The 24,665-nt window shown below is 68.4% G+C and carries 23 protein-coding genes; 8 read left to right on the top strand and 15 right to left on the bottom strand.

Annotation, left to right across the window (positions count from 1 at the left end; all coding sequences use genetic code 11):
• Window positions 1-3: 3 nt before the first annotated feature.
• From OG225_RS19265 to OG225_RS19255, 3 genes are read left to right on the top strand one after another with little or no spacing between them, the layout of a single operon-like run.
• Window positions 4-780, top strand: a complete 777-nt coding sequence (locus OG225_RS19265; RefSeq protein ID WP_109530435.1) for an enoyl-CoA hydratase/isomerase family protein — start codon at window positions 4-6, stop codon at window positions 778-780.
• The gene (locus OG225_RS19260) at window positions 777-1,973 is read left to right on the top strand and encodes an acyl-CoA dehydrogenase family protein (RefSeq protein WP_405182936.1); all 1,197 of its coding nucleotides are present in this window, start codon (window positions 777-779) and stop codon (window positions 1,971-1,973) included. The genes OG225_RS19265 and OG225_RS19260 overlap by 4 nt, the downstream gene beginning before the upstream one ends.
• On the top strand, window positions 1,973-3,085 hold the full coding sequence (locus OG225_RS19255) for an acyl-CoA dehydrogenase family protein (RefSeq protein ID WP_405182935.1): 1,113 nt from the start codon (window positions 1,973-1,975) through the stop codon (window positions 3,083-3,085). Before OG225_RS19260 ends, OG225_RS19255 begins: the two co-directional genes overlap by 1 nt.
• Window positions 3,086-3,523: 438 nt before the next feature.
• On the opposite strand, the gene OG225_RS19250 is transcribed toward OG225_RS19255, so the two are convergent.
• From OG225_RS19250 to OG225_RS19230, 5 genes are all read right to left on the bottom strand, one after another.
• The gene (locus OG225_RS19250; RefSeq protein WP_405182934.1) at window positions 3,524-5,230 is read right to left on the bottom strand and encodes a class I adenylate-forming enzyme family protein; all 1,707 of its coding nucleotides are present in this window, start codon (window positions 5,228-5,230) and stop codon (window positions 3,524-3,526) included.
• Between the two features lie 29 nt (window positions 5,231-5,259).
• Window positions 5,260-6,573, bottom strand: a complete 1,314-nt coding sequence (locus tag OG225_RS19245; protein ID WP_405182933.1) for a MaoC family dehydratase N-terminal domain-containing protein — start codon at window positions 6,571-6,573, stop codon at window positions 5,260-5,262.
• A 14-nt stretch (window positions 6,574-6,587) separates the two neighbouring features.
• Window positions 6,588-7,571 (bottom strand): MDR family oxidoreductase, encoded by a 984-nt coding sequence (locus OG225_RS19240; RefSeq protein ID WP_405182932.1) that lies wholly within the window; start codon window positions 7,569-7,571, stop codon window positions 6,588-6,590.
• 149 nt (window positions 7,572-7,720) lie between these two features.
• Entirely contained in the window at window positions 7,721-8,497 is a 777-nt protein-coding gene (locus tag OG225_RS19235) for an SDR family oxidoreductase (RefSeq protein ID WP_355086896.1), read from the bottom strand.
• Window positions 8,494-10,035 (bottom strand): class I adenylate-forming enzyme family protein, encoded by a 1,542-nt coding sequence (locus OG225_RS19230; protein ID WP_405182931.1) that lies wholly within the window; start codon window positions 10,033-10,035, stop codon window positions 8,494-8,496. Before OG225_RS19230 ends, OG225_RS19235 begins: the two co-directional genes overlap by 4 nt.
• A 109-nt stretch (window positions 10,036-10,144) precedes the next feature.
• Between OG225_RS19230 and OG225_RS19225 the strand changes: the two genes are divergently transcribed.
• From OG225_RS19225 to OG225_RS19210, 4 genes are all read left to right on the top strand, one after another.
• A complete protein-coding gene (locus OG225_RS19225; protein WP_405182930.1) occupies window positions 10,145-11,338 on the top strand; it encodes a CaiB/BaiF CoA transferase family protein in 1,194 nt (397 codons plus the stop codon).
• Window positions 11,335-12,606: an acetyl-CoA hydrolase/transferase family protein gene (locus OG225_RS19220; RefSeq protein WP_405182929.1), complete on the top strand. Its 1,272-nt coding sequence runs from the start codon at window positions 11,335-11,337 to the stop codon at window positions 12,604-12,606. The genes OG225_RS19225 and OG225_RS19220 overlap by 4 nt, the downstream gene beginning before the upstream one ends.
• A complete protein-coding gene (locus OG225_RS19215; protein WP_405182928.1) occupies window positions 12,606-13,373 on the top strand; it encodes an enoyl-CoA hydratase/isomerase family protein in 768 nt (255 codons plus the stop codon). Before OG225_RS19220 ends, OG225_RS19215 begins: the two co-directional genes overlap by 1 nt.
• A gap of 183 nt (window positions 13,374-13,556) precedes the next feature.
• The gene (locus OG225_RS19210; protein ID WP_405182927.1) at window positions 13,557-13,868 is read left to right on the top strand and encodes a 2Fe-2S iron-sulfur cluster-binding protein; all 312 of its coding nucleotides are present in this window, start codon (window positions 13,557-13,559) and stop codon (window positions 13,866-13,868) included.
• Window positions 13,869-14,062: 194 nt separating this feature from the next.
• Here the strand turns inward: OG225_RS19210 and OG225_RS19205 are convergent, their stop codons facing one another.
• From OG225_RS19205 to OG225_RS19180, 6 genes are all read right to left on the bottom strand, one after another.
• The gene (locus OG225_RS19205) at window positions 14,063-14,881 is read right to left on the bottom strand and encodes an SDR family oxidoreductase (protein WP_405182926.1); all 819 of its coding nucleotides are present in this window, start codon (window positions 14,879-14,881) and stop codon (window positions 14,063-14,065) included.
• On the bottom strand, window positions 14,878-15,336 hold the full coding sequence (locus OG225_RS19200; protein ID WP_405182925.1) for a VOC family protein: 459 nt from the start codon (window positions 15,334-15,336) through the stop codon (window positions 14,878-14,880). Before OG225_RS19200 ends, OG225_RS19205 begins: the two co-directional genes overlap by 4 nt.
• Window positions 15,337-15,428: 92 nt before the next feature.
• The gene (locus OG225_RS19195) at window positions 15,429-16,403 is read right to left on the bottom strand and encodes an NADPH:quinone oxidoreductase family protein (RefSeq protein WP_405182924.1); all 975 of its coding nucleotides are present in this window, start codon (window positions 16,401-16,403) and stop codon (window positions 15,429-15,431) included.
• Window position 16,404: 1 nt separating this feature from the next.
• Complete coding sequence (locus OG225_RS19190) at window positions 16,405-17,190, bottom strand: enoyl-CoA hydratase-related protein (RefSeq protein ID WP_405182923.1); 786 nt, start codon at window positions 17,188-17,190, stop codon at window positions 16,405-16,407.
• Window positions 17,187-18,242: a phosphotransferase family protein gene (locus OG225_RS19185; protein WP_405182922.1), complete on the bottom strand. Its 1,056-nt coding sequence runs from the start codon at window positions 18,240-18,242 to the stop codon at window positions 17,187-17,189. The genes OG225_RS19190 and OG225_RS19185 overlap by 4 nt, the downstream gene beginning before the upstream one ends.
• A complete protein-coding gene (locus tag OG225_RS19180; RefSeq protein WP_405182921.1) occupies window positions 18,239-19,540 on the bottom strand; it encodes an acyl-CoA dehydrogenase family protein in 1,302 nt (433 codons plus the stop codon). Before OG225_RS19180 ends, OG225_RS19185 begins: the two co-directional genes overlap by 4 nt.
• A 159-nt stretch (window positions 19,541-19,699) precedes the next feature.
• On the opposite strand from OG225_RS19180, the gene OG225_RS19175 reads away from it, so the two are divergent.
• Window positions 19,700-20,374 (top strand): TetR/AcrR family transcriptional regulator, encoded by a 675-nt coding sequence (locus tag OG225_RS19175; RefSeq protein ID WP_405182920.1) that lies wholly within the window; start codon window positions 19,700-19,702, stop codon window positions 20,372-20,374.
• On the opposite strand, the gene OG225_RS19170 is transcribed toward OG225_RS19175, so the two are convergent.
• From OG225_RS19170 to OG225_RS19155, 4 genes are all read right to left on the bottom strand, one after another.
• Window positions 20,371-21,237, bottom strand: coding sequence for an SDR family NAD(P)-dependent oxidoreductase (locus OG225_RS19170; protein WP_405182919.1), 867 nt, complete (start codon window positions 21,235-21,237; stop codon window positions 20,371-20,373). The two genes, OG225_RS19175 and OG225_RS19170, sit on opposite strands and share 4 nt — an antisense overlap.
• Entirely contained in the window at window positions 21,237-22,148 is a 912-nt protein-coding gene (locus OG225_RS19165) for an LLM class F420-dependent oxidoreductase (RefSeq protein WP_405182918.1), read from the bottom strand. The genes OG225_RS19170 and OG225_RS19165 overlap by 1 nt, the downstream gene beginning before the upstream one ends.
• 69 nt (window positions 22,149-22,217) lie before the next feature.
• Complete coding sequence (locus tag OG225_RS19160) at window positions 22,218-23,447, bottom strand: acyl-CoA dehydrogenase family protein (protein ID WP_405182917.1); 1,230 nt, start codon at window positions 23,445-23,447, stop codon at window positions 22,218-22,220.
• Between the two features lie 33 nt (window positions 23,448-23,480).
• The gene (locus OG225_RS19155) at window positions 23,481-24,620 is read right to left on the bottom strand and encodes an acyl-CoA dehydrogenase family protein (RefSeq protein WP_405182916.1); all 1,140 of its coding nucleotides are present in this window, start codon (window positions 24,618-24,620) and stop codon (window positions 23,481-23,483) included.
• Window positions 24,621-24,665 lie beyond the last annotated feature (45 nt).

Genomic DNA, 24,665 nt, shown 5'->3' with positions numbered 1-24,665 from the left:
CGCATGGGATACGACCTGCCCGCGGTGCTGACCGTGGAATCCGAGGGCCCCGTCCGCATCGTCACCTTCAACAGGCCCGACGAACTCAATGCCGTCAACGCCGATCTGCACCGCGCGGTCGCCGAGGTCTGGCGGCAACTGGCCGCGGACCAGGAGGCCAGGGTCGTGATCCTGACCGGCGCGGGCCGCGCGTTCAGCGCGGGCGGCGACCTGGACTGGATCACCACCTTCCTCGACGATCCCGCCGCGCGTGACGAGAGCATCCGCGAGGGCGCGCAGATCATCGAGGAGATGCTGCGCTTCCCGCTGCCCGTGATCGCCGCCGTCAACGGCGCGGCCATGGGACTCGGCGCGAGCATGGCGGTGCTGTGCGATGTCGTGCTGATGTCGGAACGGGCCTACCTGGCCGATCCGCATGTCGCGGTCGGACTGGTCGCGGGAGACGGCGGCGCGGCGTTCTGGCCGCTGCTCACCCCGATCCTGCGCACGCGCGAATTCCTCTACACCGGTGATCGCATCGATGCCGCCACCGCGGTCGAGGTGGGATTGGCCAGCCGCACCGTCGCGCCGGACGAACTGCTCGCCGAGGCGCGCAAACTCGCCGAACGCCTCGCCGCGATGCCCGCGGAGGCGTTGCGCAGCACCAAACGGGTGGTGAACATGTACCTGTCGCAGGCCCTCGGTGGGCCGATGCAGGCGGGTTTCGCCGCCGAGGTCTCCACCATGAAGTCCCCCGAACACCGGGAGCGACTGCTGGCGATCAGGGCACGCGCGCGGTGACCGGGCGCGATCTGCACGAGTTCCGCGCCGAGGTGCGTCGGTGGTGTCGGGACAACGTCCCGGCCGACTGGCGACAGGCTCAGACGGGACCGTCCGAGGCGGAATTCGTTCGCTTCCAACAGGAGTGGTTCCAGAAATTGCGCTCCGCGGGTTACGCGGTGCCGCACTGGCCCGCCGCCTACGGCAGCGGCATGTCGATTCCGGAACAGGTGGTGCTCTACCAGGAACTCGCCGCGCACGACGCGCCGCGCCTGGTCCTGGCCTTCGTCGCGGTCCATCACGCCGCCGCGACGCTGCTCGCGGCGGGCACAGAGGAACAGCGCAAGCGGCATCTGCCCGCCATTCTCGACGGTGAACTCTGGGTCCAGGGCTTCTCCGAACCGGGGGCGGGATCGGATCTGGCGGCACTGCGCACCACCGCGCGCCGCGACGGCGACACCTACCGGGTGACCGGACAGAAGGTCTGGGCCAGCGGCGCGCAATACGCGGACTGGTGCCTGCTGCTGGCACGCACCGACCCGGACGCGCCCAAACGTCGCGGTATCTCGTACTTCCTCATGGATATGCGCACACCGGGCATCGAAGTGCGCCCGATCCGCAACGCGGCGGGCGAATCGCATTTCTGCGAGATCTTCCTCGACGACGTGCCCGTTCCCGCCGCCAACCTGATCGGCGCGGAGAACGCGGGCTGGCAGGTCGCGCAGCGGACCCTCGGCGCCGAACGCGGGCTGACCATGCTGGAGCTGGCCGAACGTCTCGGCAACGCCGGATTCCGCTGGCTGGTCGAGGCGTGCGCGACCCCCGACGCGACCGGACGACGTCCGGTCGACGACCCGGTGGTGGCCGACCGACTGGTCGCACTCGATATCGAGATCACCGGATTGCGCGCGCTGTGCAGCGATCTGGTCGAACGTCACGACACCGGCACCGCCGGTCCGGCCGACGCCTCCATCGTGAAGTTGTACTACAGCGAACTGCTCCAGCGCATGACCGATTTCGGCACCGAGGTCGGCGGCGTCGGCGCGCATACGGTGCTGCGTAAACCGATGTCCGGCGGGTGGGAATCCGGAGCGTGGGTTCTCGATTTCGTCGGCTCGTGGGAATGGACCATTCCGGGCGGAACCAGCGAGATCCAGCGCACCATCATCGGTGAGCGCGGGCTGGGACTGCCCAGGGAACCGACGGGGACGTGATGAGCGAAGCATTCGCGGCGGGCGACGAATTCGCCGAGATCCACGACGAACTGCGCGCGGTGGCCCGTGATCTGCTCGGCAAGGCCGGTCGCGAGACCGCCATCGACTGGTCGCTGATCGCCCGCTCCGGCTGGCTCGGTCTGGAAGCGCCCGCCGAATTCGACGGAGCCGAAGCCACGTTCGCGGAAGTGGCGGTCCTGCTCGGTGAGCTGGGACGGGCGGCGGCATCGGGTGCCTACCCGGCGGTGGCCGCGCTCGGACTCGGCGCGCTGGGCCTGGTGAGCCCGAACCCGGAACGCGACACGCTGCTGCGCGGCACCGTCGCGGGCGCGTCCGTGCCGATCGTCGTACTGTCATCGGGGCGTTCGCCCGCACTCGATCCCGACACCGCGCCGGAATTCCGGCTCGTCGACGGTGAGAACGGACCGACCCTGCACGGCAGCGCCGATTTCGTGCTGGACGCGGTCTCGGCTGACCGGCTGCTGATCCCGGCGAGCACACCCGACGGCGCGATCGTGCTCGCCGCGATCGAACCGGGTGACCTTGTCACCGAACAACCGGTCGTCGACGAGACGCGCGGATTCGGGCAGGTCCGCATCGACGGACTGTCGCTCACGACGGAGCAGGTGTGGCATTTCGACGATGACGGTGCGCGCGCCGTCGGGCGACTGCGTGACCGCGCCGTGGTCGCACTCGCCTGCGACAGCCTCGGGCTGAGTGAGGCCATGCTGGACGCGACCGTCGAATACGTCGCGGTCCGCGAACAATTCGGCCGCCCCGTCGGCTCGTTCCAATCGGTCAAGCACGCGTGCGCGGACATGCTGGTCCAGGTGACCGTCGGCAGGCAACTGGTCTCGGCTGCCGTACGCGCCCTCGTCGCGGACACACCCGAGGCGAGCACCGCGGCCTCGATGGCCAAGGCGTTCACCAGCGCCGCCGCCGTCGACGTCGCGGGCAAGGCGATGCAACTGCACGGCGGCATCGGCTACACCTGGGAAAGCGGCATCCACCAGTACCTGAAGCGGGCCGTGCTCAACCGCTCCCTGTTCGGCTCTCCTGCCGAACACCGGAAAGTATTGGCCCGCCGCTACCTTCCTTCCGCCGCCGAGTAGACGCCGACTCGGTGCGGCGGCGCACCGGCCGTGGACATCGAGACAACCCGAAACACGATGAGCCCGAACAGTGTTGTCTGTTCGGGCTTCGTCGTGTGGCGCGGGGACGCCCGGCCCGAGCGGACAATGTCGCCTCGAACAGACGGGTTCATGTACCTGAGCGCCGCGTTTGTCCGCGTAGGCCGGGCCTTCCGGATCCGATTCGGAACGACACCGCGTGCCCGGCGCCCCGGGACACGACAAGGCCCGAACAGCTGAGCGGCTGTTCGGGCCTTGTCGTGTCACGTGACGGGATCCGCCGTAGCGCGCGGACGGATCGGACGACGCCGTTGTCGGGATCCGGTCCGCCGCGCGCGTGGGACGCGGGCGACGGACCGGCGACAACGTCGTTGTCGACGCCGGACCCACCCCGCGGCCGTGCCGGGGGCCTTCGTGCGGCTAGGTTTCCAGCCGCTGTGCGGCGAGCAGCCGCAGGTCACTCGATTTGATCTTGGCGCTGCCGGTGATCTCGATATCCTCTTCGGCGAAGAAGAGCACGTGCCGGGGCACCTTGTAGCTGGCAAGGCTTTCGCGCAGGAAGGTGCGGATCGCCTCGCCGTCGAGCGTCGTGTCCGCGTGCGGCACGACACAGGCCACCACGACCTCGCCGAGGGTTTCGTGCGGAACACCCACGGTGCGACCGACCTTCACGCCGGGGTAGCGGTTGAGTTCCTCGTCCACTTCCAGCGGGGAGACGTTGGCGCCACCGGTCTTGATGATGTCGGTGAGCCGTCCTTCCCAGTAGAGGCGGCCGATATCATCGAGGTAGCCGCCGTCGCCGGTGTGGAAATAGCCGTCCTCGTCGAGCGTCTCGTCCAGCGGGATGCCGACGTAGCCGAGCATCAGGGTCGGGCCCTTGACGCAGATCTCGCCGCGTTCCCCGCGTGTCAGCACCAGGCCGGTGAGCGGGTCGACGACCTTGATCGTATTGCCGGGCAGCGGCTCGCCACTGCTGCCCGCGATCACGTCCTCGGGGGTGTTGGCCGCGAAACACGTGGTGATGGTGAAGGTTTCGGTATTGCCGTAGGCGTGACCCGGTTCTGTCCAGTCGGTTTTCACCGTGGGATGCCGTGCGGCCGGGTAGTCGCGGTCGACGAACCGCAGACTGCTCAGATCCACCGTCGCCCAGTTGGGCGCGCCCTCGAGCTGTGCCCACTGATGCGGCCACGCGACCGGGAAATTCACCCGCTCGGACTGCATCAGTTCCAGGGCCGCCGCACCGTCGAAGGTCGACTGGAGTACCAGTGATCCGCCCGCGGCGAGGGTGGAGCCCAGCGCCTGACCGAAGTTGCCCGACCAGAAGAACCCGTTGGCGGTCCAGCAGCGGACGTCGTCTTCCGGACCGAAACCGAACATCCGCCGGAAACGCCACATCTGGATCGTGACGCCCCGATGCGCGCTGCGGATGCCCTTGGGCTTACTCGTGGTGCCCGAGGAGAAGAACAGGACAGCGGTATCGCTCGGGTTCACCGACGCGGCGCTGGCCTCGATCAGTTCGACCGGTTCGGTCTGTCCGCGGGCCACGAAGGTGTCCCAGTCGTCGATCGCGCCGCCTGGCACCGGCTCGCCGACGACGGCGAGATGGCGCAGGAACGGGTAGGTCGCCGACTGCGCGGCGCCGGGCGCGGAGGTACCGATGGCCGGTTCCAGATCGGTCAGCACCGACGCGAAATCCCTTTTCACCACGGTGCGTTCGAACAGCAGGACCGAGACTCCGGACAGCCCGAGCAGATGCTCGAGTTCGGCCGGGGTGGAGAAGGTGCTGAGCGCGACGGCGACACCGCCCGCCAGCGCGGTGCCGAAGACGGCCGCGAGCCATTCGGGGCGGTTCGTCATCAGCACGCCGACGCGGCTGTCCTTGCCGACGCCGCAGGCGCGTAGCGCCCGCGCCACCTCGACGGAGCGTTCCCACAGCTCGTCGTACGTCCAGCGGGTGACACCGGCGTCGTCGTGGAAGACCAGGGCCTCGCGACTGCCGAACTGCTGTGTCACCTCGCGTAGGAAGCCCGGCAGGGTGAGGGTGCCCAGGCCCGGCTCGTCCGCTAGCGGCAAGCCGGACGCGATCGCCGGTTGTTGTTCGGATACTTCCTTGGTTTCGGTGGTCATCCTCGACCTTCCCCGTTCCTTCCGCCGCCTCAGAACGGCAGTTCGACCTCGGCGACGCACTTGACGAGCGTGCCGCCATTCTGGTCGGTGAGCCTGAGCTCGACCTGGACCAGTGGTACGCCCCAGACAGACTGGGCTTCCTTGCCGATGATCTCGGCGTCGAAGTAGGTCACGTCGCCCTCGAACGCCGGAAGGCGGAAATCGGCCTTCGTGTGGCGCACCATGCCGTCGTTACCCGCCCAGTAGGCCAGGAAGTCGGTGCACCAGGCGCCCATGGTCGCGCCGTAGCCGTAGGCCCGCGCCATGCCGACCTCGCCGGCCTTCTCGTTATCGATATGGCCGCGCGAGGGGCCGACGTAGAGACCGTCGCGCAGTCGCGGATCGATCTTGGCGCCCTCTTCGTCGAAGCCGAACCCCTCGGTCCAGCCCGGATCCTGGTACACCCACGGATCCTTGATGCCCTCGGGCGCGGTCCAGCGGAAGGTGCCCCAGATGTTGAACAGGAAGGCGCGGTACTCGGTGGTGAAACTCGCGATCGAGTGCGGGCCGATGACGCGACGCGGCAGCTTGTCGCCGACCTTCACCTCGTCGAAATGCGGTGAGACACCGAGACGATTGGAATGCAGCCATTCGGTGCGCAGCGCGTCGACCTCGGCCAGTTCCTCGGCGGTCCAGCGCTTGAGCTCGCCGACCGAGTTGTCGTACATGCCGCGCTTGGCGGCTTCCTCGGCGAGGTAGCGGATGGCGGTGGAGCGTTCGCGGGCGACGAGCACGCCGTTCTGGTTGCGGTGGGTGGTGTCACCGCGCGAGAACATGGTCGGCCCGGCGAATTTCGTGTCCGCGACCTTGTAGTCGTGGAAACGCCGATCCTGGAACAGGGTGTCGCCGGGGCGCACGGGCGCACCGTAGAACCACCACTCCTCGCCACCGAAGATCAAGTGGCTGTTGGGGATATGGCCGACACACGCGGGCGCTGCGCCGTGACCGTAGTCCAGTCCGACCGCAATCGACTGCGGAGCGACCAGGCCGCCGTAGCGGGACTCCCTGGCGAATTCCTGATCCCAGTGCAGCGGATTGGGGTAGTCCATCGCCATCACCCAGCGGCGGATATCGGAGGTGCTGCACGGATCCCACAGCTGACCGCCGCCGATCGGCTTGCCGACCCGGTGGTCGACGTCGGACAGATCGAGTTCGACGGTCGGCTCCGCCGCTACCGCCTTGGTGGCGGCGGTCTTGGTGGTGCGGGTGGTCTTCGCCGCGGGCGCGGCTTTCGCCGCGGTGGTCTTCTTCGCCGCTGGTGCGGCCTTCGCCGCCGGTGCGGCGGCTTTCCTTGTGGTTGCCACGAACAAACTCCTGATCAGCGATTCACGTCGACGACGATGCGACCGCGCACGGTGCCGTCGATGAGCCGGCTCGCCTCCGCGATGGACTCACCGAGACCGACTTCCTGGGCGATGGACTCCAAGGCGGTGGGGTCGAGGTCACGGGCCAGTCGGGCCCAGGCCTCGAGACGGCGCGGTTTGGGCGCCATCACGCTGTCGACGCCCAGCAGCGCGACTCCGCGCAGGATGAACGGCGCGACGGTGGCCGGGAAATCCATGCCCTGGGCCAGGCCGCAGGCCGCGACGGCGCCGCCGTAGCGGGTCTGCGCGGCCGCGTTGACCAGGGTGTGGGAACCCGCGGTGTCGACGACACCGGCCCAGCGTTCCTTCTGCAGCGGCTTGCCGCGCTCGGACAGTTCGGCGCGATCGATGATGGTGCCCGCGCCGAGGCTCTGGAGGTATTCGGTCTCGGAGGTCTTGCCGGTGGCGGCGGCCACGCCGAATCCGACCTTGGTCAGCAGCGCGATCGCGATGCTGCCGACGCCGCCGGTCGCACCGGTCACCAGGATCTCGCCCTGGTCGGGCGTGACGCCGTGGCGCAGCAGCGCCTCGACGCACAGGCTCGCGGTGTACCCCGCGGTGCCGATCGACATCGCCTGGCGCGCGGTGAATTCCGCGGGCTTGGGGATCAGCCAGTCGCCGTCCAGACGCGCCTTCTGCGCGAGGCCGCCCCAGTGCTTCTCACCGACACCCCAGCCGTTGAGGATGACCTCGTCGCCCGCCGAGTAGTCCGGATGCGCGCTGTCGGTGACGACGCCGGCGAGATCGATGCCGGGGACCATCGGGAACGACCGCACGACCGGCGACGAACCGGTGATGGCGAGGGCGTCCTTGTAGTTGAGGGTCGAATACGCCACCTCGACGGTGACGTTCCCCTCGGGAAGCGCCGCTTCATCCACATTCGTCAGCGCGACTTTTGTTCCCTCGTCGCCCTTTTCGATAACAACTGCCGCAAACATTCGGAGCGGATTCCTTCCTCGCCCTTGGACTTTCCGGATCTCGCACATCAATTTTCGTCATACGAGAATTAGATTCTCCAGATGGGAAAACAATATTTCCATTATTGGTACCGGGTGTCAACCGGCTCTGACCAGCGCAAGCGCACAGGTCAGCGGGTCGTCCAGCCGCCGTCCACGACGATCGTCTGACCTGTGACGTAGCGGGCCGCGTCACCGGCCAGCCAGGTGACCGCGCCGACGATGTCGTCGGCCGTTCCCTCGGTCGGCAGGGGAGTGTTGCGGCGCAGATAGTCCGCGCCGCGGTCGCTGTCGTAGAGGCTGTCGGTGATCTCGCTGCGGAAGAATCCGGGCGCGACCGTATTCACCCGGATCGAATGCCGGGCCCACTGCACCGCGAGTTCGGCGGTGAGTCCGGAAAGCCCCGATTTGCTCGCGGCGTAGGAGGCCTGGGGAATTCCCGGCACGCCGACCCGTCCGCTGATCGAGGAGATATTGACGATCGATCCACGTCCGGCGTCGCGCATGTACGGGAACACCGCCTGCGCGAGCAGGAACGGGGCGATCAGATTCAGGCCGAGCGTCCGGTGCACGTCTTCGAGCGATTCGGATTCGGCGCGATCGTTGCTGAAGCGGTTGCCCGCGGCGCTGACCAGGATCTCCGGTGGTCCGAGCGCGTCGACCACCGCCGGAACCACGTCGCCGACCCGGTCGGAGTCGCCGAGATCGCAGACGACGGGATGTCCGTCGATGCGCTTGGCGAGTTCGGTCAGCCGGTCCTCGCGGCGCGCGACCACGGCGACCTTGGCGCCGAGCGCGGCCAGGGATTCCGCGACCGCGACCCCGAGACCGGACGACGCGCCGGTGACGATGGCGACCCGGCCGTCCAGGTCGAACAGTCGTGTCGCGTGCTCGCGGGGCAGGCTCACCGGGAGACCTCCGTTGTCCGGTCGGCGGCGGGCGCGGCGAGTTCGGTGAGCTTGGTGCGTTCCACCTTGCCCATGGCGTTGGTCGGCAGCGCGTCGACCCGCACCCAGATCTCGGGCACCTTGTATCCGGCCAGGTCCCGTTTGCACAGCGCCGCGAGTTCCGCGAAATCGACCGTTGGGGAAATGCTTTCGACGATCGCCGCGACCTTCTGGCCGAGCCGTTCGTCAGGGACGGGGCAGACCGCGACCTTGTTCACGTCCGGATGGGCGCCGATGACCCGCTCCACCTCGAGCGGGTACACATTCGCGCCGCCGCGAATGATGACCATCTTCTTGCGATCGAGCACCGACAGCATGCCCTCGGCGTCGACGGTGCCGATATCGCCGGTGGGGGTCGGACCCGGTTCGGGGGGCCGCACGCGACCATCCTCCCAATAGCCGAGCATCGGTGTCCACAGTCCGGCCCACGGTCCCGCGGTGGCGGGTGCGACCTTCAACTCGCCGAGCCCGCCGGGCGGCAGGCGTCGGCCGTCGTCGTCGTAGGCGGCGACATCGAACTGGGGCATCACCAGGCCGCTGCTACCGGGCGACCACTGCGAGCCCGGCTTGTCGATGGAGACGACGGTGGGGGTTTCGGTGAGGCCGTAGGTGACGCGGGGGGAGATGCCGTGCGCGGCGGCGAAGGCCTTGCGGATGGTGTCGGGGGTGTCGCTGCCGCCGCTCCAGACCTCCCGCAGCGAGCTCAGATCGAGCTCGGGCCGCCGTGCCAGGTCGTAGAGCTGGGCGGGCGCGCCGTTCCACACGGTCACGCGATGGCGAGCGATCCACTCGGCCACGCCTTCGAGATCGCGGCGGTTCATGACGACCGCGCAACCGCCTGCCTGTGCCGTGAGCAGGGTCGACAGCACCATCAGATTGAGGATCGTGAACGGAAAGCTGTCGCCTTTGCGCAGTTCGGGGCCGTATCCGCGGGTGGCGACCAGCGCCGCGCCCGGCAGCAGCAGGTTACGCTGACTGTGCACGACGGCCTTGGGCTTACCCGATGTCCCGCTGGTGAAGGCGATACCCGCGGGTGCGTCGATGTCGAGTTCGACGGCGGGCGGCGCTTGGGCCGATTCGGTCAGGGCGGCCCAGCGCTCGGCGTCGACGGTCTCGGGCGTGTCGAGCAGCCAGCGCGGTCCGGCGAGTACCACCGTCGGCGTGACCAGATCGACCAGATGTCGCTGTTCGGGAGCCGACAGGGCCTCGCCGATGCCCGCCCACACGGCGCCGATCCGCTGCGTGCCGTGAAAGGCGACGACGATGCCGAGGTCGTTGGGCAGGCACGCGGCGACGCGGTCGCCGGGGCGCACGCCGAGCGACCACAGGGCGCCCGCCGCGCGGTCGGCTCGTTCGTCGAGTTGGGCGTAGGTCAGGGAGCCGGAGGCGGCTTCTACGGCCGTCGCGTCGGGCTCGGCGCGCAGAGGCGCGTCGAGCACACGGGCGATCGGTCGAAGGGGGGCCGGGCCCGGTGGGCTGTCGCCGTTGAAACTGTCCACAGCGTCTTTGATATCACTATCCTTGCAAAGATTCATCAGATAGCCTCACGGTACCCATCGCGATGGGATTTGTGTAGACACCGGAGAGGTCGCAAAAAAGGACGTGGCGATGGAACATACAGGCCCGCTGTCCGGCATCCGTGTCATCGACCTGACGGCGATGGTCATGGGCCCATACTGCACGCAGATCATGGCCGATATGGGCGCGGAGATCATCAAGATCGAACCTCCGGCCGGCGACAACACCCGCTTCATCTCGGTAGGCCCCGAACGCAGCATGGGCGGCGTCTTCGTCAATGTCAACCGGGGCAAACGCAGTGTGGTGCTGGACCTGAGATCCGACGAGGGCGCCGCAGCGCTGCGCGACCTGGTGGCCACGGCCGACGTGTTCATCCACTCCATGCGCGCCTCGGCGATCGATCGGCTCGGATTCGGCTACGACGCGGTCGCGGCACTGAATCCGTCGATCGTCTACACCAACTGCTACGGCTACGGCCGCCGCGGTCGCGACGCCGATCTGACCGCCTACGACGACACCATCCAGGCCGAATGCGGTCTGCCGTCGGTCCAGGAACAGCTCACCGGAACCGCCGGATACGTCGGCACCATCATGGCCGACAAGATCGCGGGCCTGACCGCGGTGTACGCGACGATGATGGCGCTGTTCCATCGCGAGCGCACCGGCGAGGGCCAAGAGGTCGAGGTCGCCATGTTCGAGACCATGGCCGCGTTCATGCTGGTCGAACACGCCAACGGCGCGCTGTTCGAACCGCAGCTCGGGCCCGCGCACTATCCGCGCGCGGTCACCCCGAATCGCAAGCCCTATCGCACCGCCGACGGCTACCTGTCCGCGCTGGTCTACAACGACAAGCAGTGGACGACCTTCGTCGGCGCGGTGCGTCCCGCCTGGGCGGGCCCGGAATTCGCGACGCTGGAACAGCGCGCGGCGCGGATCGACGTCGTCTACGCCAGGCTCGCCGAGACCTTCGCCGAGCGCACCACCGATCAGTGGCTGGAACTGCTTCGCGCGCTGGGTATTCCGTGCGCGCCGGTCCGCTCGCTGGACGAATTGTTCGACAATCCGCACCTGAACGACGCGGGCTTCTTCGAAACCGTCGAATCCTCCTACGGGCCTTTGCGTTTCCCCGGCCCTCCGACGTGGTTCTCCCGGACGCCCGGCCGGGTCGCCGGTCCCGCGCCGCGACTGGGTGCCGACACCGAGGAAGTGCTCGGCGCACTGCGCGAACACGCGGACGTGGGCGCGAACGGAACGACTCACGCGAACGGAAAGGCACAGCCGTGACGACAGTGCTCGAGGCGGACGAACTGGATCTGCGCACGATCCTGCGCCCCGGCGACCGGATCGTCATCGGACAGGCGTGCGGTGAACCGACCACGCTGCTCGAGGCGCTCATCGCGCAGGGCCGCGAGATCGGCGGACTGTCCGCGTTCGTCGCCACCAGTTTCTCCGGGATCTTCACCCCCGAGGCCACCGAATCCTTCGCGCTGTCGAGTATGGGCGCGATCGGCACCCTGCGTTCGCTCACCAAGGAACATCGCCTGGCCATCGTGCCGTGCCATGTCAGCCGGGTCGGTCCGCTGATCGAATCCGGGGCCATCGGCTGCGACGTCGCCTTCGTCCAGGTGAGTCCGGCCGACGAGAACGGTGAGCACAGTTTCGGGCTCATCAGCGACTACGTGCGCGCCGCCGTCGCCACGGCGCGGGTCGTGGTGGCCGAGGTCAACGATCAGGTGCCGTTCACCCTCGGCGAGCGGCTGGCCGCCTCCGATATCGATGTCGCCGTGCGGGTCTCGCGTCCACCGGTGCGGGTCCGGGCCGCGAACGTCAGCGAAACCGACTCGGCCATCGCGAAATTCGCCGCGGCCTATATCGAGGACGGCTCGGTGTTGCAGGTCGGGGTCGGCGCGGTGCCCGACGCGATGCTGCGACTGCTGCACGACCGTGTCGATCTCGGCGTGCATTCGGGCATGATCGGCGACGGACTCGTCGACCTGGTCGAGGCGGGCGTTCTCACCAACGCGCGCAAGAAGATCGACCGGGCCGTCTCGGTCACCGGTGCGCTCATCGGCACCGACCGGCTGTATCGATTCGCCGACCGCAACCCGTCGATCCGGATGTGCGCCACCGGCTACACCCACGATGCCGGGGTGCTCGCGCAGATCGAACGTCTGGTCACCATCAATTCCGCGATGGAGGTCGACATCACCGGCCAGGTGAACGCCGAACAGAGCGGCGCGTCCTACCTGGGCGGCACCGGCGGCCAGGTCGATTTCGTCCGGGCGGGCGTGCGTTCGCCCGGCGGTCATTCGATCATCGGGCTGCCCGCCACGGCCAAGGGCGGCACCATCAGCCGGATCACCGTGGCACTGAGCGGCCCGGTGACCACCGCGCGCAGCGATGTGGACGTGATCGTCACCGAATTCGGCGCGGCCGAACTCGCCGGGCAGACGCTGGCCGAGCGCACCCGCAGGTTGATCGCCATCGCCCACCCCGACTTCCGTGAAGAGCTGGAGCGCGCGGCACACGTCGTCCAGCAGAGAGGTTTCTGATGTCGGACGCCGTACTCTTCGATGCCCGATCCGATGGCATCGCGATCATCACCATCAACCGGCCCGAGCGCCGCAACTGTCTGGCGCTGGACGTGCGCGCCGGACTGTTCGAGGCGTGGGACCGGTTCGAGCGCGATCCGGATCTGCGCGTGGCCGTCCTCACCGGCGCGGGCCCCAAGGCGTTCTGCGCCGGCGGCGATCTCGAGGAGATGGTGCGCACCGGGATGACGGTCCCGCCGCGCGATATGTTCGCGCTGCCCTACGACACCATCGAACTGTCCAAGCCGACCATCGCGGCGGTCAACGGCGCGGCGTTCGCCGGTGGCTGGATGATCGCGCAGGCCTGTGATCTGTGCGTCGCGAGCACCACCGCGACCTTCGCGGTCACCGAGGTGAAGGTCGGCCGCAGTTCGCCGTGGGCGGCGCCGCTGATCCATATGATCCCGCAGCGGATCATGATGGAGCTGTTGCTGACCGGTAAGCCGATCACCGCGCAGCGGGCCTACGAGATCGGTCTGGTGAATCGCCTGGCCGAGCCGGAGGATCTGCTCGACGCCGCGATCACGCTGGCGACCGAGATCACCGCGGGCGCACCGCTTTCGGTGCGCGCGGCGCGGGATACGGTCATGCTGGCGACCGAGATGGGGCGTTCGGCGGCACTGGAGGCCGCGCGGCACGCGTCGACGCACTGCTACGAGAGTTCGGATGCGCAGGAGGGGCCGCGTGCCTTCTCGGAGAAGCGCACGCCGCAGTGGACCGGTCGGTGAGCAGGTCTTCAGCGTGCAGGTCGCTGACCTGCCGGTATTGACCGTCCGCGAAGTGCCGTGCTAAGCATGTGCACAGCCCAAAATGCTGAGCGAGCGCTCAGGCCAATGGCCTGAGCGCTCGTCGGTACCGTCGGGGGTTGCCCATCCGACGTGTGCGATTTCACCGATCAGGAGTGTGCCGTCATGGCCGGATCATCAGTACCCCAGCGCGACACCGCCACTGCCTCGGTGGTGACCGTACGACTCGACGGCGGGGAGTCCGTCGTCGAGATGAAGCCGGACGAGACAGTGCTGGAAGCCGGTCGCCGCACCGGACTCAATCCGCCGTTCGCCTGCGAGGCGGGCAACTGCGGCACATGCATGGCGCGACTCATCGAGGGTCGTGTCGAGATGCGGGTGAACGACGCGCTGACAGACGAGGATGTCGCCGAGGGGTACATCCTCACCTGTCAGTCGGTCCCACAGACGCCGTCGGTGGTCGTCGAATACGAGTGATTCCCGGCGTTCGGCCGGAGAGCACAAGCCTTCGTCCGGAGCGTGCCGCGTTGAGCCAGCCGATAACCGCGGCGCTCGGCGGGAGTCCGCAGTAGTCAGCCGGAGACCACAGCGGTTGGGCCGGAGACCGCGGCATCGGGCCCTGTGGAGGGGCTTCGACCGCCGTCTCCGGCGTCAACCGTTGTTCGCGGCGATCAGCCCCGCGCGGCGGCACATACGCCACCGTCCACGAGCAGATCCACGCCGTTGAGGAAACTCGCCTCGTCGGAGAGCGCGAAGGCGACCACCGCCGCGAGTTCCTCGGGCCTTCCCGTGCGCCCCAGCGGGGTCCGCGCGACCAGCGCCTGCATACTCGCGTGCTGCTCGGCCTCCTGACGCCCCTGCGGGGTGTCGATCATGCCGGGTGACACCGAGCAGATGCGGCCGCCCGCCGCGCCGATACGGATCGCTTCGCGTCGGACGAACTGCTTCACACCGTATTTCGCCCACGAGTAGGCGACGCCCGGATCTTCGACCGACGGGCCGACGGCCGCGCGTACGGCGTCGAGGAATCCCTCGGCGAGCGGATCGTCGAGAATCTCGGCGACCGCGGGCTCCGCGGCGATACCCGCCAGGACCGGCGCCATCGACGCGAAACACACCGTCGCGGTGCCGGTGGTGACCAGCGGCCGCAGCTCGCGGGCGAGCAGGGCGGTGCCGACCAGGTCCACGGTGAAGATGCGTCGCCAGTCGGCCATGGTGGGGGAGATGCCCGCGACATGGGCGACGGCCCGCAGGGTGCCGAGTTCGCCCGCGCGCGCGGCGATTTCCGCGACGCCGTCCGCGTCGGAGATGTCGATGACGATCGGTTCGATCCGCGCCGACCCCCGCGCCGCGAGGGCATCGGATGCCGTGGCGAGGGTTTCCTTGTCCAGGTCGGCGACGAGCAGCACGTCGACCATGGTCGACAGCCGTTCGGCACAGGCCAGACCCATGCCGCGGCCGGCGCCGGTGACGATCCCCACGGTGGTCATGAGGCACTCCGTTCGGTGGCCCAGCAGTCCGAGAGGCCGGGTTCGGTCAGACGGTTGACGAGTTCGATCCTGATACCCGACGGACCGCGCAGGAAGGCGAATTGCGGCAGGCCGTTGGGCAGGTCGCGGGTCACCTCGCTGGCGTAACCGTTGTCGAGCAGCGTGGCCGCGTCGGCGGCGAGGTCGTCGGACCAGTAGCCGAGGTGGTGGATGCCGCCGCCCGAAGGCTCCCACAGCGTGCCGGGGATCGAACGGACGATCTCGATGCGCGGGACGGTCACCGAGTAGGTGCACGCGAGATCGATGACGGTCGCGCCCGCGGGCGTGGTCACCTCGACGGAGCCGCCGACCTGCGGGCCCCACCGGTAGCCGAAGGCCTCCGACAGTTCGGCCACGGTCGCCTCGAAATCGTCGGAGACGATGCCGAGATGGAATTGGTTCTCGGCCCGGATCATCGGGTTACCGCCCGACGTGCCGGACGGTGGAGAACGAGATGGGCACCGGTGTTGTTGATGACCCCTCTCCTTTCGGTCGAAAGGTATATCGACTACTGGTCGCCGGACAGATCGACCAGGATCTTGCCGACCGCGCGACCCTCGGCGACCTCGCGCAGCGCGGCGCCGACGTCGGCCAGCGGATACTCGCCGCCGATATGCGGGCGGATCCGGCCCTCGGCCAGCATGGCGGCCAATTCGTCCTCGTTGCGGCGGTATTCGGCCGGATCGAGATCGTGGAACTGGAAGCCGAGTAGGTGGACGCCCTTGATCAGCACCAGGTTCAGCGGGATGTCCGGGATGACGCCCGAGGCGTAGCCGACGGTGACGAAACGGCCACCGCGCGCCAGTGTGCGCAGCGCGGGTACCGACAGGTCGCCGCCGACCGGATCGACCACGGCGTTCGCGCCGTCGGGGAGCGCCTCGCGCAGGGCGGCGCGGATGTCACCGGCCGTCCGGTCGATGAGGTGCGCCGCTCCGTATCGTTTCGCCGCCGTGAGCTTTTCCGGCGACGACGCGACCGCGGTCACCTCGGCGCCCAGCTGGACGGCCAGTTGCACGGCCGCCAGCCCGACCCCGCCGCCCGCGCCGAGCACGATCAACCGATCGCCCTCGCCGATCCGGGCCATCGACCGCAGCGTGTGATACGCGGTGCGATAGGCGACCCCGAACGCGGCCGCGGTGGGCAGATCCACCCCGTCCGGTATCCGCGCCAGCTTCTTCGCCGCGAAGACCACCTGTTCGGCGAAGGCACCATACAGTCCGGTGCCGGTGACGCGGTCACCGATCGCGAGATCGGTGACCGCACTGCCTGTTTCGATGACCGCACCAGCGAATTCGCTACCGGGAACGAACGGCGGCGGCACGCTGATCTGATACTTGTCGGCGATCAGCAGGACATCGGGGAAGTTGACCGCGGCCGACCCGACCCGGACCAGCACCTCGTCGGCGGCCGGTTCGGGTGCGGGCAGCGTGCGGATCTCGACCGCCTCGGGCGGTCCGTAGGCCGGGCAGACGGCCGCGCGCATGTCAGCGACCCTGCCACACCGGCGCGCGCTTCTCCAGGAACGCCATCGCGCCCTCTTTCGCGTCGTCGCTGGTGAAGACCTTGCCCTGCCAGTGTGTCAGCCGCCTGTCGGCCTCGGCCGCGTCGTCGACAGCCAACCTGACCAGTTCCTTGCACGCGGCCAGGCCGAGCGGCGCGTTGGCCGCGATCCGTTGGGCGAAGTCGAGCGCGGTCGCGAACACCTGATCCGCGGGGACGACCGCGTTGACGAGGCCGATCTCGTAGCCGCGTGCCGCGGTGATCGGATCGCCGGTCAGCGTCATCTCCAGGGCGATGTTCATCGGGATCCTGGTGCCGATGAAAGTTCCGCCGCCGCCGGGAATCAGCCCGCGTTTGATCTCGGGGAACGCGAATTTCGCGTCCTCGGAGACGATGAGCACATCGCCGCCGAGCAGTAGTTCCAGACCGCCGCCGATGGCGGAACCGTTGGCCGCGCCCACCACGGGCACCGACAGCTTGCCGCGCGCCAGGCGCAGGTAGGCGGCCGTATCGCGGTCCTCGTCGGAGAAGGAAGCCCCGGAGGAGAACGCGCGCAGATCCATCCCGGAACAGAACGCGCGGTCACCGGCGCCGGTGAGCAGCAGCGCGCGGATCTCCGTATCGCTTTCGGCCTCGAGAGCCGCCGCGCCGATGCCCTGCATCATCGCCACCGTCAGCGCGTTGCGGGCTTCGAGCCGGTTCAACCGGACCACCGAGACGGCGCCGTGCCGTTCGAACAGGAGTTCCGCTGTTTCGGTGTTGTCGCTCATCCCTTGTACCCGCTCGATTCGGCGAGTTCGGCGGCCGAGCGCATCAGCTCGGGAACGATCGCGCCGAAGGACTGGAGTGTGGTGTCGTCACCGGCGCGCTGGAAACCCTGCTCGAGCACGATCGCGAGCTTCCACTTGGCCAGCACGAGGTAGTAGTCGAGGTCGTCGACCTGACGGCCCGACACCTTCGAGTAGTGGTCGGCCAGCTGTTCGACCGAGGGCATGTACCTCAGATCGACGTAACCGGAGGTGGACGCCTCGGGAGCCGAGGTGTCCTGCGGCCACCCCTGTAGCATCCACGCGAGGTCGAGTTTGGGGTCGCCGACCGTGCCCATCTCCCAGTCCACGATCGCCGACATCCGCGCCGGTGCGCCGTGGTGGAACATGACATTGGCGAATTGGTAGTCGCCGTGCATGACACCGGGGACGAAGTCGAGCGGACGGTGCTCGCGCAGCCACGCCGTCGCGGTCTCCATACCGTCGAGTTCGCGTGCCTTGATGCGCTCGAAGAATCCGGTCCAGCGTTCCACCTGGCGTTCGTGGAAACCGTCCGGCCTGCCGAGATCGGCGAGACCGTTGGCCTGCCAGTCGAATTCGGACAGCAGCGCGATGCCCTCGGTGAGCTGGTATGCCAGGTCGGCGCGGGCCGACAGATCGGCGTCGAACGGCTCGGGCCAGTGCTGGCGCTGCTGCATCGGCGACCAGCCGTCGACGAAGCCCATCAGGTAGAATGTGCGCCCGAGCACCGAGGGATCGGTGCAGACCGAGACCGCCTCGGTGTGCGGCACGTCGGAACCGTCGAGGGCCTCGATGATGCGCCATTCGCGCAGGATGCCCTTGTCACGGTCGGCCGGGGCGGCCTTCGGCGGAATCCGCAGCACGCTGCGGTGATCACCGTGGCGGATCTCGTAGATCTCGTTCTGGGTGCCGCCGGAGAGCAGGCCGATCTCGATCGGGCCCCCGGCCTCCGGGAGACCGGTCTGTTCCATCCAGGCGGCGAGGCGGGTGACGTCCAGCGTCGACTCGGTCTCCGTTACTGCGTCGCTCGTCATCGGTTTCCTACTTCGTCTTCCAGGAATTCGGCGTACTTGGCCAGCGCGGCCTCGCGCTGGCGCGGAATCCATTCCGTCGGCCAGGTGTCCTCGGTGGGCTTGTGATCGCGCAGCACCTGTTTGGCGACGGTGGTCTTGTGCACTTCGGTGGGTCCGTCGGCCAGGCCCATCACGGCCGCGCCGTGGATCATCCGGAACAGCGGCAGTTCGTTGGTCGTGCCGAGCGCGCCGTGGATCTGCATCGATCGCCAGGCGATATCGTGCAGCACGGTCGGCATGACGACCTTCACCGCGGCGATGTCCTTGCGGACCTTCTTGTAGTCGTTGTGCTTGTCGATCTCCCACGCGGTGTAGAGCACGAACAGTCGGAACTGCTGCAACTGCGCGTACGAATCGGCGATGTAGCCCTGCACGAACTGCTTCTCCGACAGCCTGCTGCCCGCCGTCTCGCGGCTGAGCGCGCGTTCGCACATCATGTCGATCGCCTTGCGGGCCAAGCCGATGGTGCGCATCGCGTGGTGGATGCGTCCGCCGCCGAGGCGGGTCTGCGCGATGGCGAAGGCCTGTCCCGGGCCGCCGAGCAGGCCCGCGTTCGGCACCCGCACGTCGTTGTAGTGGATCAGCGCGTGCTGGCCCTCGCCCTCGGCTTCGCCGTAGAGGCCGACGTCGCGCACGATCTCGATGCCGGGGGTGTCGGTGGGTACCAGGAACATCGACATGCCCTTGTACGGGCTGACATCGGGGTCGGTGATCGCCATGACGATCAGGAACGCGGCGGTTCTCGCGTTGGACGAGAAGAACTTCCAGCCGTTGATGACCCAGTCGTCGCCGTCACGCACCGCGATGGTGCGGAACTGCGTCGGGTCGGCGCCCGCCTGCGGTTCGGTCATCGAGTAGCAGGAGAACAGCTCACCCTCGAGCAGCGGGCGCAGATAGCGCTCCTTCTGCTCGGGTGTCCCGTAGTGGGCGATGATCTCGGCGTTGCCGGTGTCGGGCGCCTGGCAACCGAAGACGATCGGGGCCCAGGACGAGCGGCCGAGGATCTCGTTGAGCAGGGCGAGTTTCACCTGCCCGTGGCCCTGGCCACCCAGATCGGGGCCCAGGTGGGTCGCCCACAGGCCCTGTTCGCGGACCCGCTGCTTGAGCGGGGCGATCGCCTTGCGTCGTCCTCCGTCCAGCGGCACGAACTGCTCGTGCGGCCAGACCAGGTCCAGTGGCTCGACCTCTTCGCGGACGAACTCCTCGGCCCAGTCCAGCTTCGCCTGGTACTCGGAGTCTGTTTCGAAATCCCATCCCATCGCATCTCCTCTCGCCATGAAGAATAAGCTTCTCCTGAAACAGAATGCAATTCTTGGCGAGGGCCGGGCCAGCGCTCGACGCTCGCGTTTTCGCAGCTGGCGTCAGCATTTGCGCTGGAGGAGCCTGTCGAGAATAATATTCTTGTGAAGGAGAACGCGGTGACGAACCTGGAGGTCGACCTGTCCTACGACAGCGCGGCGCCCGACGAGGCGGATCGCGTCGATGATGTCGCCGCGCGGATCGCCAAGCGCGCCCTGGCCAAGCGCCGCGCCGACTACGCCGACGAGATCCGGCGTCTGCTCGATGCCGCGCTGTCGGTGATGACCGCGGGCGGGGTGACCGCCAAGCCGAGGGTCGTCGATATCGTCGCGGCCGCGGGACTTTCCAACGACGCCTTCTATCGGCATTTCCCGTCCAAGGACGCGTTGGTTGCCGCCCTGCTGGAGGACGGCTCGGAGCGGCTGGCCCGCTACGCGGCGCATCAGATGGCCAAGGAATCCGATCCCCGCCTGCGCGTGCGCCGCTGGGTGGCCGCGATCCTGGCCCAGGCCGACGAACAGACCGCGGCGGCCACCCTGTCCGTGCTGTGGAACGCGGCCGGACCGGGCCTGGCGCTCGAGGCGGGCCCCGGAGTGGTCGGCAGCGGACTCGCCACCCTGCTGCGTGACACGCTCGCCGAATTGGGAAGCGCCGCGCCCGATTCGGATGCGGCGCTGATCGCCCATGTCGCCATCGGCACGCTGGCCGACCTGCTGCGACAGCGATCCGGTCCCACCGAGGACGACGTGGACCGGATCACCGCCTTCTGCCTGCGTGCCCTTACCCCGGGTTAGGTCACGGCGCCGTTCGCGCCGCGGAGGACCTCGAGCGGGGCGTGGTTGGCCCAGCCCTGGCCGGGCCAGTTGAACCAGCCCGCCGACGCGCTGGTGCCGCCGTCGGGATGCAGCGTGGACCCGGTGATGTAGGACGAGAGCGACGAGGCCAGGAACACCACGCTGTTCGAGATGTCGGTGACGCGCCCGACCCGGCCCATCGGGATCGCAACCTTGACCCCGACCGGATCGTCCAGCGCGCCGTCGGCGTGGCTGAACCGCGTCAGGTTCGGCGTCGGCACGTAGTCGGGCGCGACATTGTTGACCCGGATGCCGTCGGGGGCGACTTCCACGGCCAGGGTGCGGGCGAACTGTTCCACCGCCGCCTTGGCCGCCGCGTAGACCGCGAAACCCGGTGCGGCGCGGTGGGCTTCGATCGTGGTGATGTTCACGATGCTGCCGCCGCGTCCACCTGCGCGCATGCGGGGCACCGCCAGCGAGCACGCGTGCAGCACGTGGCCGAGGTTGGTGCGGATGACCGCGTCCCAACCTTTGGCGTTGGTCTCGGTGAACGGGGCGCGGAAGGTGCCGCCGACCACGTTGACCAGGGTGTCCAGGCGTCCCCATCGGGCGTCGACGGCGTCGAACAGCGCGGCGAGCACGTCGGGATTCCTGGCGTCGCCGACCTCGATCAGGATGTCGTGGCCGCGCTCGGCAGCCAGCCGTCCCAGTGCCGCCGCGGCGTCGGCGTCGGCGTCGAGTACCGCGGCCCGCACGCCGTTGGCGGCCAGGTCGGTGACGACCGCCTGACCCAGTCCGCCAGCGCCGCCGGTCACCACGGCGACCGTGTCGTGCAGGCCCGCGCGTTCCTCGAACCAGCCCATCAGCGGGCCGCCGTCGGATACGTGGTGCCGAAACCTTCGATGAAGTCCATCGTCTCGGCCTGTTCGCGGGTACGGCTCGAGATGACGATCCAGTCCACCCCGGCCTCGGCCAGTTCGGCCAGCGCGTCGGTATGGCGCTGGGCGTCGACGGTCGGTTTCGTGATCCCCTCGCCGCTGTAGGAGTACACGACGTCGATATGTTCGGTGCGTCCCGCCGCTTGGGCCTGGTCCCTGATCTCGGTGATCTTGCGGGCGAGTTCGGGTACCGGTCCCAGCGACGGTGTCCGTGCGGTGGTGGACAGTTCCGCGCCGCCGCTCATCGGGATCCAGCCCTGGGCTCGCTGGGCGACCCGGCGACGGCTCAGTGCCGAGTTGCCGCCGATCCACAGCGGGATCGGTTGTTGGATCGGGCGTGGGCGGGCCACCACGTCGCGTGCGCTGAAATGGGTGCCGGTGTAGCTGAACGGCTCACCGCTCCAATGTTGGGGCAGCACATCCAGGGCTTCGTCGAACAGGACGTTGCGTTCGTCGAAATCGACGCCGAGGGCGTGGAATTCGCTCTTCTGGTAGCCGGTGCCCAGTCCGACGGTCATTCGTCCGCCGGACAGGATGTCGAGGGAGGCGGCGGTTTTGGCCAGCAGCATCGGATTGCGGTAGGGCGCGACCGTCAGATAGGTGATCAACCGCAGCCGCTCGGTCGCCGCGGCCACGAACGCCAACGCGATGAACGGATCGAGGGTCTGGTGACCGCCCGAGGCCAGCCATTTGGCGCCCGGGGCGGGATGCTCGCTGAGGGAGAACCCGTCGAATCCGTGCCGCTCGGCCGCCGCGGCGACCTCGGGCAGTGGACCCGCGTCGAGCAGGCTGCCTTCGTATCCGGCTGTTTCCGGATAATGGAATATGAATCGCATCGACTCCCTATCGGTGGGTTCGGCTCGGCTGGGTTCGGCTCGGCTGGGTTCGGCTCGGCTGGGTTCGGCTCATCGGCCGCGCTTGACCTGGTTGAACGGGACGTCGCGGTCGGCGGCGTATTCACGCGGCATGCCGAGCACCCGTTCGCTGATGATGTTGCGCGCCATCTCGGTGCTGCCGCCCGCCAGGCTCCACGCGTTGCGGAACAGGTAGTCCAGGCCGATCTTCTCGCTGTTGACCGGATCGCCGGGCGCCTGGGTGGCCGCGACCGAACCCGCGATGCGCACCCGCGTATCCGTTTGCATCCATTCGGTTTCGGCGCTGAACAGCCGGGTGATCGAACCCGCCGCGGGCGGAAGGGCGCCGTTCATGATCGATTTCGTGACGTGGGCGATGAGTTGATCGCGCACCACTCGCATGGCCCGCGCCTCGCCGATGTCCTCGCGGACGCGCGAGTCCTCCCACTGACCGGTCGCCTTCGCCACCTGGACCAGCGAGATGGTCTCGGCGCCCATGTGCACGGTGTGGCCGCTGATGTAGGGGGAGGTGCCGCCGAGCGCCGCGCGTTCGTGGTTGAGCAGCCGCGACGCCGCTTCCCAGCCCGCGTCGACCTCGCCCAGCACCGCTTCGGCGGGCAGCGCGACATCATCGAAGAATTCCTGGCAGAACTCGGTCGAACCGGTGACCTGTTTGATCCGCTGCACGGTCACACCGGGCGCGTGCACGGGAACGATGAACAGCGTCAGTCCGCGGTGCTTGGGCACATCCCAGTTGGTGCGGGCCAGGCACAGACCGTAGTCGGCGGCGTAGGCGCCCGAACTCCAGATCTTGGAGCCGTTGAGGATCCAGCGATCGCCGTCGCGTTCCGCGCGGGTGGTCAGGCCCGCGAGATCCGATCCGCCGTTGGGCTCGGACAGGAACTGGACCAGGACTTCCTCACCCTTGAGCACGGCGGGCAGATGCGCGCGCTTCTGCTCGTCGGTGCCCAGTTCGGCCAGTGTCGCCGCGCAGATGGACAGGGTCGGCACATTGAGCAGCAGCGGCATCTCGTAGCCCGCCGATTCCTTGTTGAAGGCGCGCTGGTGTGCCGGGGTCAGCCCGCGTCCGCCGTATTCGGCCGGGTAGCAGATGCCCGCGAAACCGCCGTCGAAGAGGATGCGCTGCAACTGACGCGCGCGCTGCCAGGCCTCGTCGGAATCGGGTTTGAGTTCCGTCGACGGGGCGGTCGGCATGTTGTCGCGCAACCAGATTCGCGCGCGTTCGCGGAAATCGGCGACCGATTCGAGCTCTGTGGTCATTGGTGAGGTGCCTTCCTGGAGATTCGGTGCGACTCAGGCTGCCGCGGTGTCGAGCAGGTCGGTGATGTGGCGCCGGTGCTCTTCCGGGGTGCCGTACAGGGTGCGGCCGAGGGTCACCCGACGCAGGTAGAGGTGCAGGTCGTGTTCCCAGGTGACGCCGATGCCGCCGTGCAACTGCACGCAGTCCTGGGCGATCTCGGTCGCCTTCGCGCCCGCGAAGGATTTCGCGATGCTGACGGTCTCGGCCGCGCCCGCCGCGTCCTCGTCCCACGCCGCGGCGGCCGCGGCCACGGTCGCCTTGCAGGCTTCGAGCCAGGTCTTGTTGTCGGCCATGCGATGCTTGAGCGCCTGGTAGGACGCCAGCGGCCTGCCGAAGGTGTAGCGATCGGTGAGCCATTCCAGCGTCGAGTCGAAGGCGGGGCCGGTGGCGCCGACCGTCTCGGTCGCCGTCAGCACCGCGGCGGTGAGCGCCTGGGTCCTGATCGAATCGGCGGCCTCGGCGCCGACGTTGACTACGGCGTCCGCCGCGACCTCGACATTCTCGAACGACACCTGCGCGGTGCGGCGCACCAGGTCCAGGGTCCAGGCCGGGGTCACCGTCACGCCGGGGGCGTCGGCACGCACGAGCAACTGGATCGGGCCCCGCTCGCTCTCGGCGGAGACGAGGAACACATCCGCCTGATCGCCCGCCTCGACCCGGTCCTTGACGCCGGTCAGTCGGTAGCCATCGCCGTCGGGCTCGGCGCGGGTGCCGGTCACGGTGCCGGAGAGCGCCTCGAAACCGCGGTTCGGTTCGTATACCGCCCATGCCACGACGGTCTCACCGCTCTGCACGGCGGTGAGGGTTTCGGCGAACCGGTCCGCGCCGGGAACCAGTCCGGCGAGTACGGCGTTGGTGGTGACGAAGGGGCCGGGTGCGACAGCGCGGCCCAGTTCCTCGGCGACCAGGGCGAGTTCGGTCATCGCGTAACCGGATACCGTTCCGCCGCCGAGACTTTCGGGGATGAGCATGGACGTCCAGCCGAGTTCGCATCCGCGCTGCCACCAGTCGCGGTCGAATCCGGTGCCGGAGTCGCCCAGCGCGCGCACCGTGCTGATCGGGACGGTGTCGGCGAGGAAGTCCCGGGTGGTCGACTGGAAAAACCGCTGATCCGCGGTGGGGTCATTGGGCATGATGGCGGTCCTCTGGTTGACGCGGAGCTATGAATATGGAAATCT

It is taken from the genome of Nocardia sp. NBC_01377, from assembly GCF_045040005.1.
GTDB classification, from domain to species: Bacteria; Actinomycetota; Actinomycetes; order Mycobacteriales; family Mycobacteriaceae; genus Nocardia; species Nocardia noduli.
Note: the sequence above shows the minus strand (reverse complement) of the source record. Positions and strands in the feature narration are given on the sequence as shown.

What these genes read in the sequence shown, in the direction of transcription:
- OG225_RS19180 (WP_405182921.1), bottom strand. Translation starts at nt 19,540, where the DNA reads ATGGGATGGGATTTCGAAACAGACTCCGAGTACCAGGCGAAGCTGGAC.
- OG225_RS19240 (WP_405182932.1), bottom strand. Translation starts at nt 7,571, where the DNA reads ATGTTTGCGGCAGTTGTTATCGAAAAGGGCGACGAGGGAACAAAAGTC.
- OG225_RS19155 (WP_405182916.1), bottom strand. Translation starts at nt 24,620, where the DNA reads ATGCCCAATGACCCCACCGCGGATCAGCGGTTTTTCCAGTCGACCACC.
- OG225_RS19190 (WP_405182923.1), bottom strand. Translation starts at nt 17,190, where the DNA reads ATGAGCGACAACACCGAAACAGCGGAACTCCTGTTCGAACGGCACGGC.
- OG225_RS19195 (WP_405182924.1), bottom strand. Translation starts at nt 16,403, where the DNA reads ATGCGCGCGGCCGTCTGCCCGGCCTACGGACCGCCCGAGGCGGTCGAG.
- OG225_RS19160 (WP_405182917.1), bottom strand. Translation starts at nt 23,447, where the DNA reads ATGACCACAGAGCTCGAATCGGTCGCCGATTTCCGCGAACGCGCGCGA.
- OG225_RS19165 (WP_405182918.1), bottom strand. Translation starts at nt 22,148, where the DNA reads ATGCGATTCATATTCCATTATCCGGAAACAGCCGGATACGAAGGCAGC.
- OG225_RS19170 (WP_405182919.1), bottom strand. Translation starts at nt 21,237, where the DNA reads ATGGGCTGGTTCGAGGAACGCGCGGGCCTGCACGACACGGTCGCCGTG.
- OG225_RS19225 (WP_405182930.1), top strand. Translation starts at nt 10,145, where the DNA reads ATGGAACATACAGGCCCGCTGTCCGGCATCCGTGTCATCGACCTGACG.
- OG225_RS19205 (WP_405182926.1), bottom strand. Translation starts at nt 14,881, where the DNA reads ATGACCACCGTGGGGATCGTCACCGGCGCCGGCCGCGGCATGGGTCTG.
- OG225_RS19255 (WP_405182935.1), top strand. Translation starts at nt 1,973, where the DNA reads ATGAGCGAAGCATTCGCGGCGGGCGACGAATTCGCCGAGATCCACGAC.
- OG225_RS19250 (WP_405182934.1), bottom strand. Translation starts at nt 5,230, where the DNA reads ATGACCACCGAAACCAAGGAAGTATCCGAACAACAACCGGCGATCGCG.
- OG225_RS19200 (WP_405182925.1), bottom strand. Translation starts at nt 15,336, where the DNA reads ATGATCCGGGCCGAGAACCAATTCCATCTCGGCATCGTCTCCGACGAT.
- OG225_RS19185 (WP_405182922.1), bottom strand. Translation starts at nt 18,242, where the DNA reads ATGACGAGCGACGCAGTAACGGAGACCGAGTCGACGCTGGACGTCACC.
- OG225_RS19215 (WP_405182928.1), top strand. Translation starts at nt 12,606, where the DNA reads ATGTCGGACGCCGTACTCTTCGATGCCCGATCCGATGGCATCGCGATC.
- OG225_RS19265 (WP_109530435.1), top strand. Translation starts at nt 4, where the DNA reads ATGGGATACGACCTGCCCGCGGTGCTGACCGTGGAATCCGAGGGCCCC.
- OG225_RS19210 (WP_405182927.1), top strand. Translation starts at nt 13,557, where the DNA reads ATGGCCGGATCATCAGTACCCCAGCGCGACACCGCCACTGCCTCGGTG.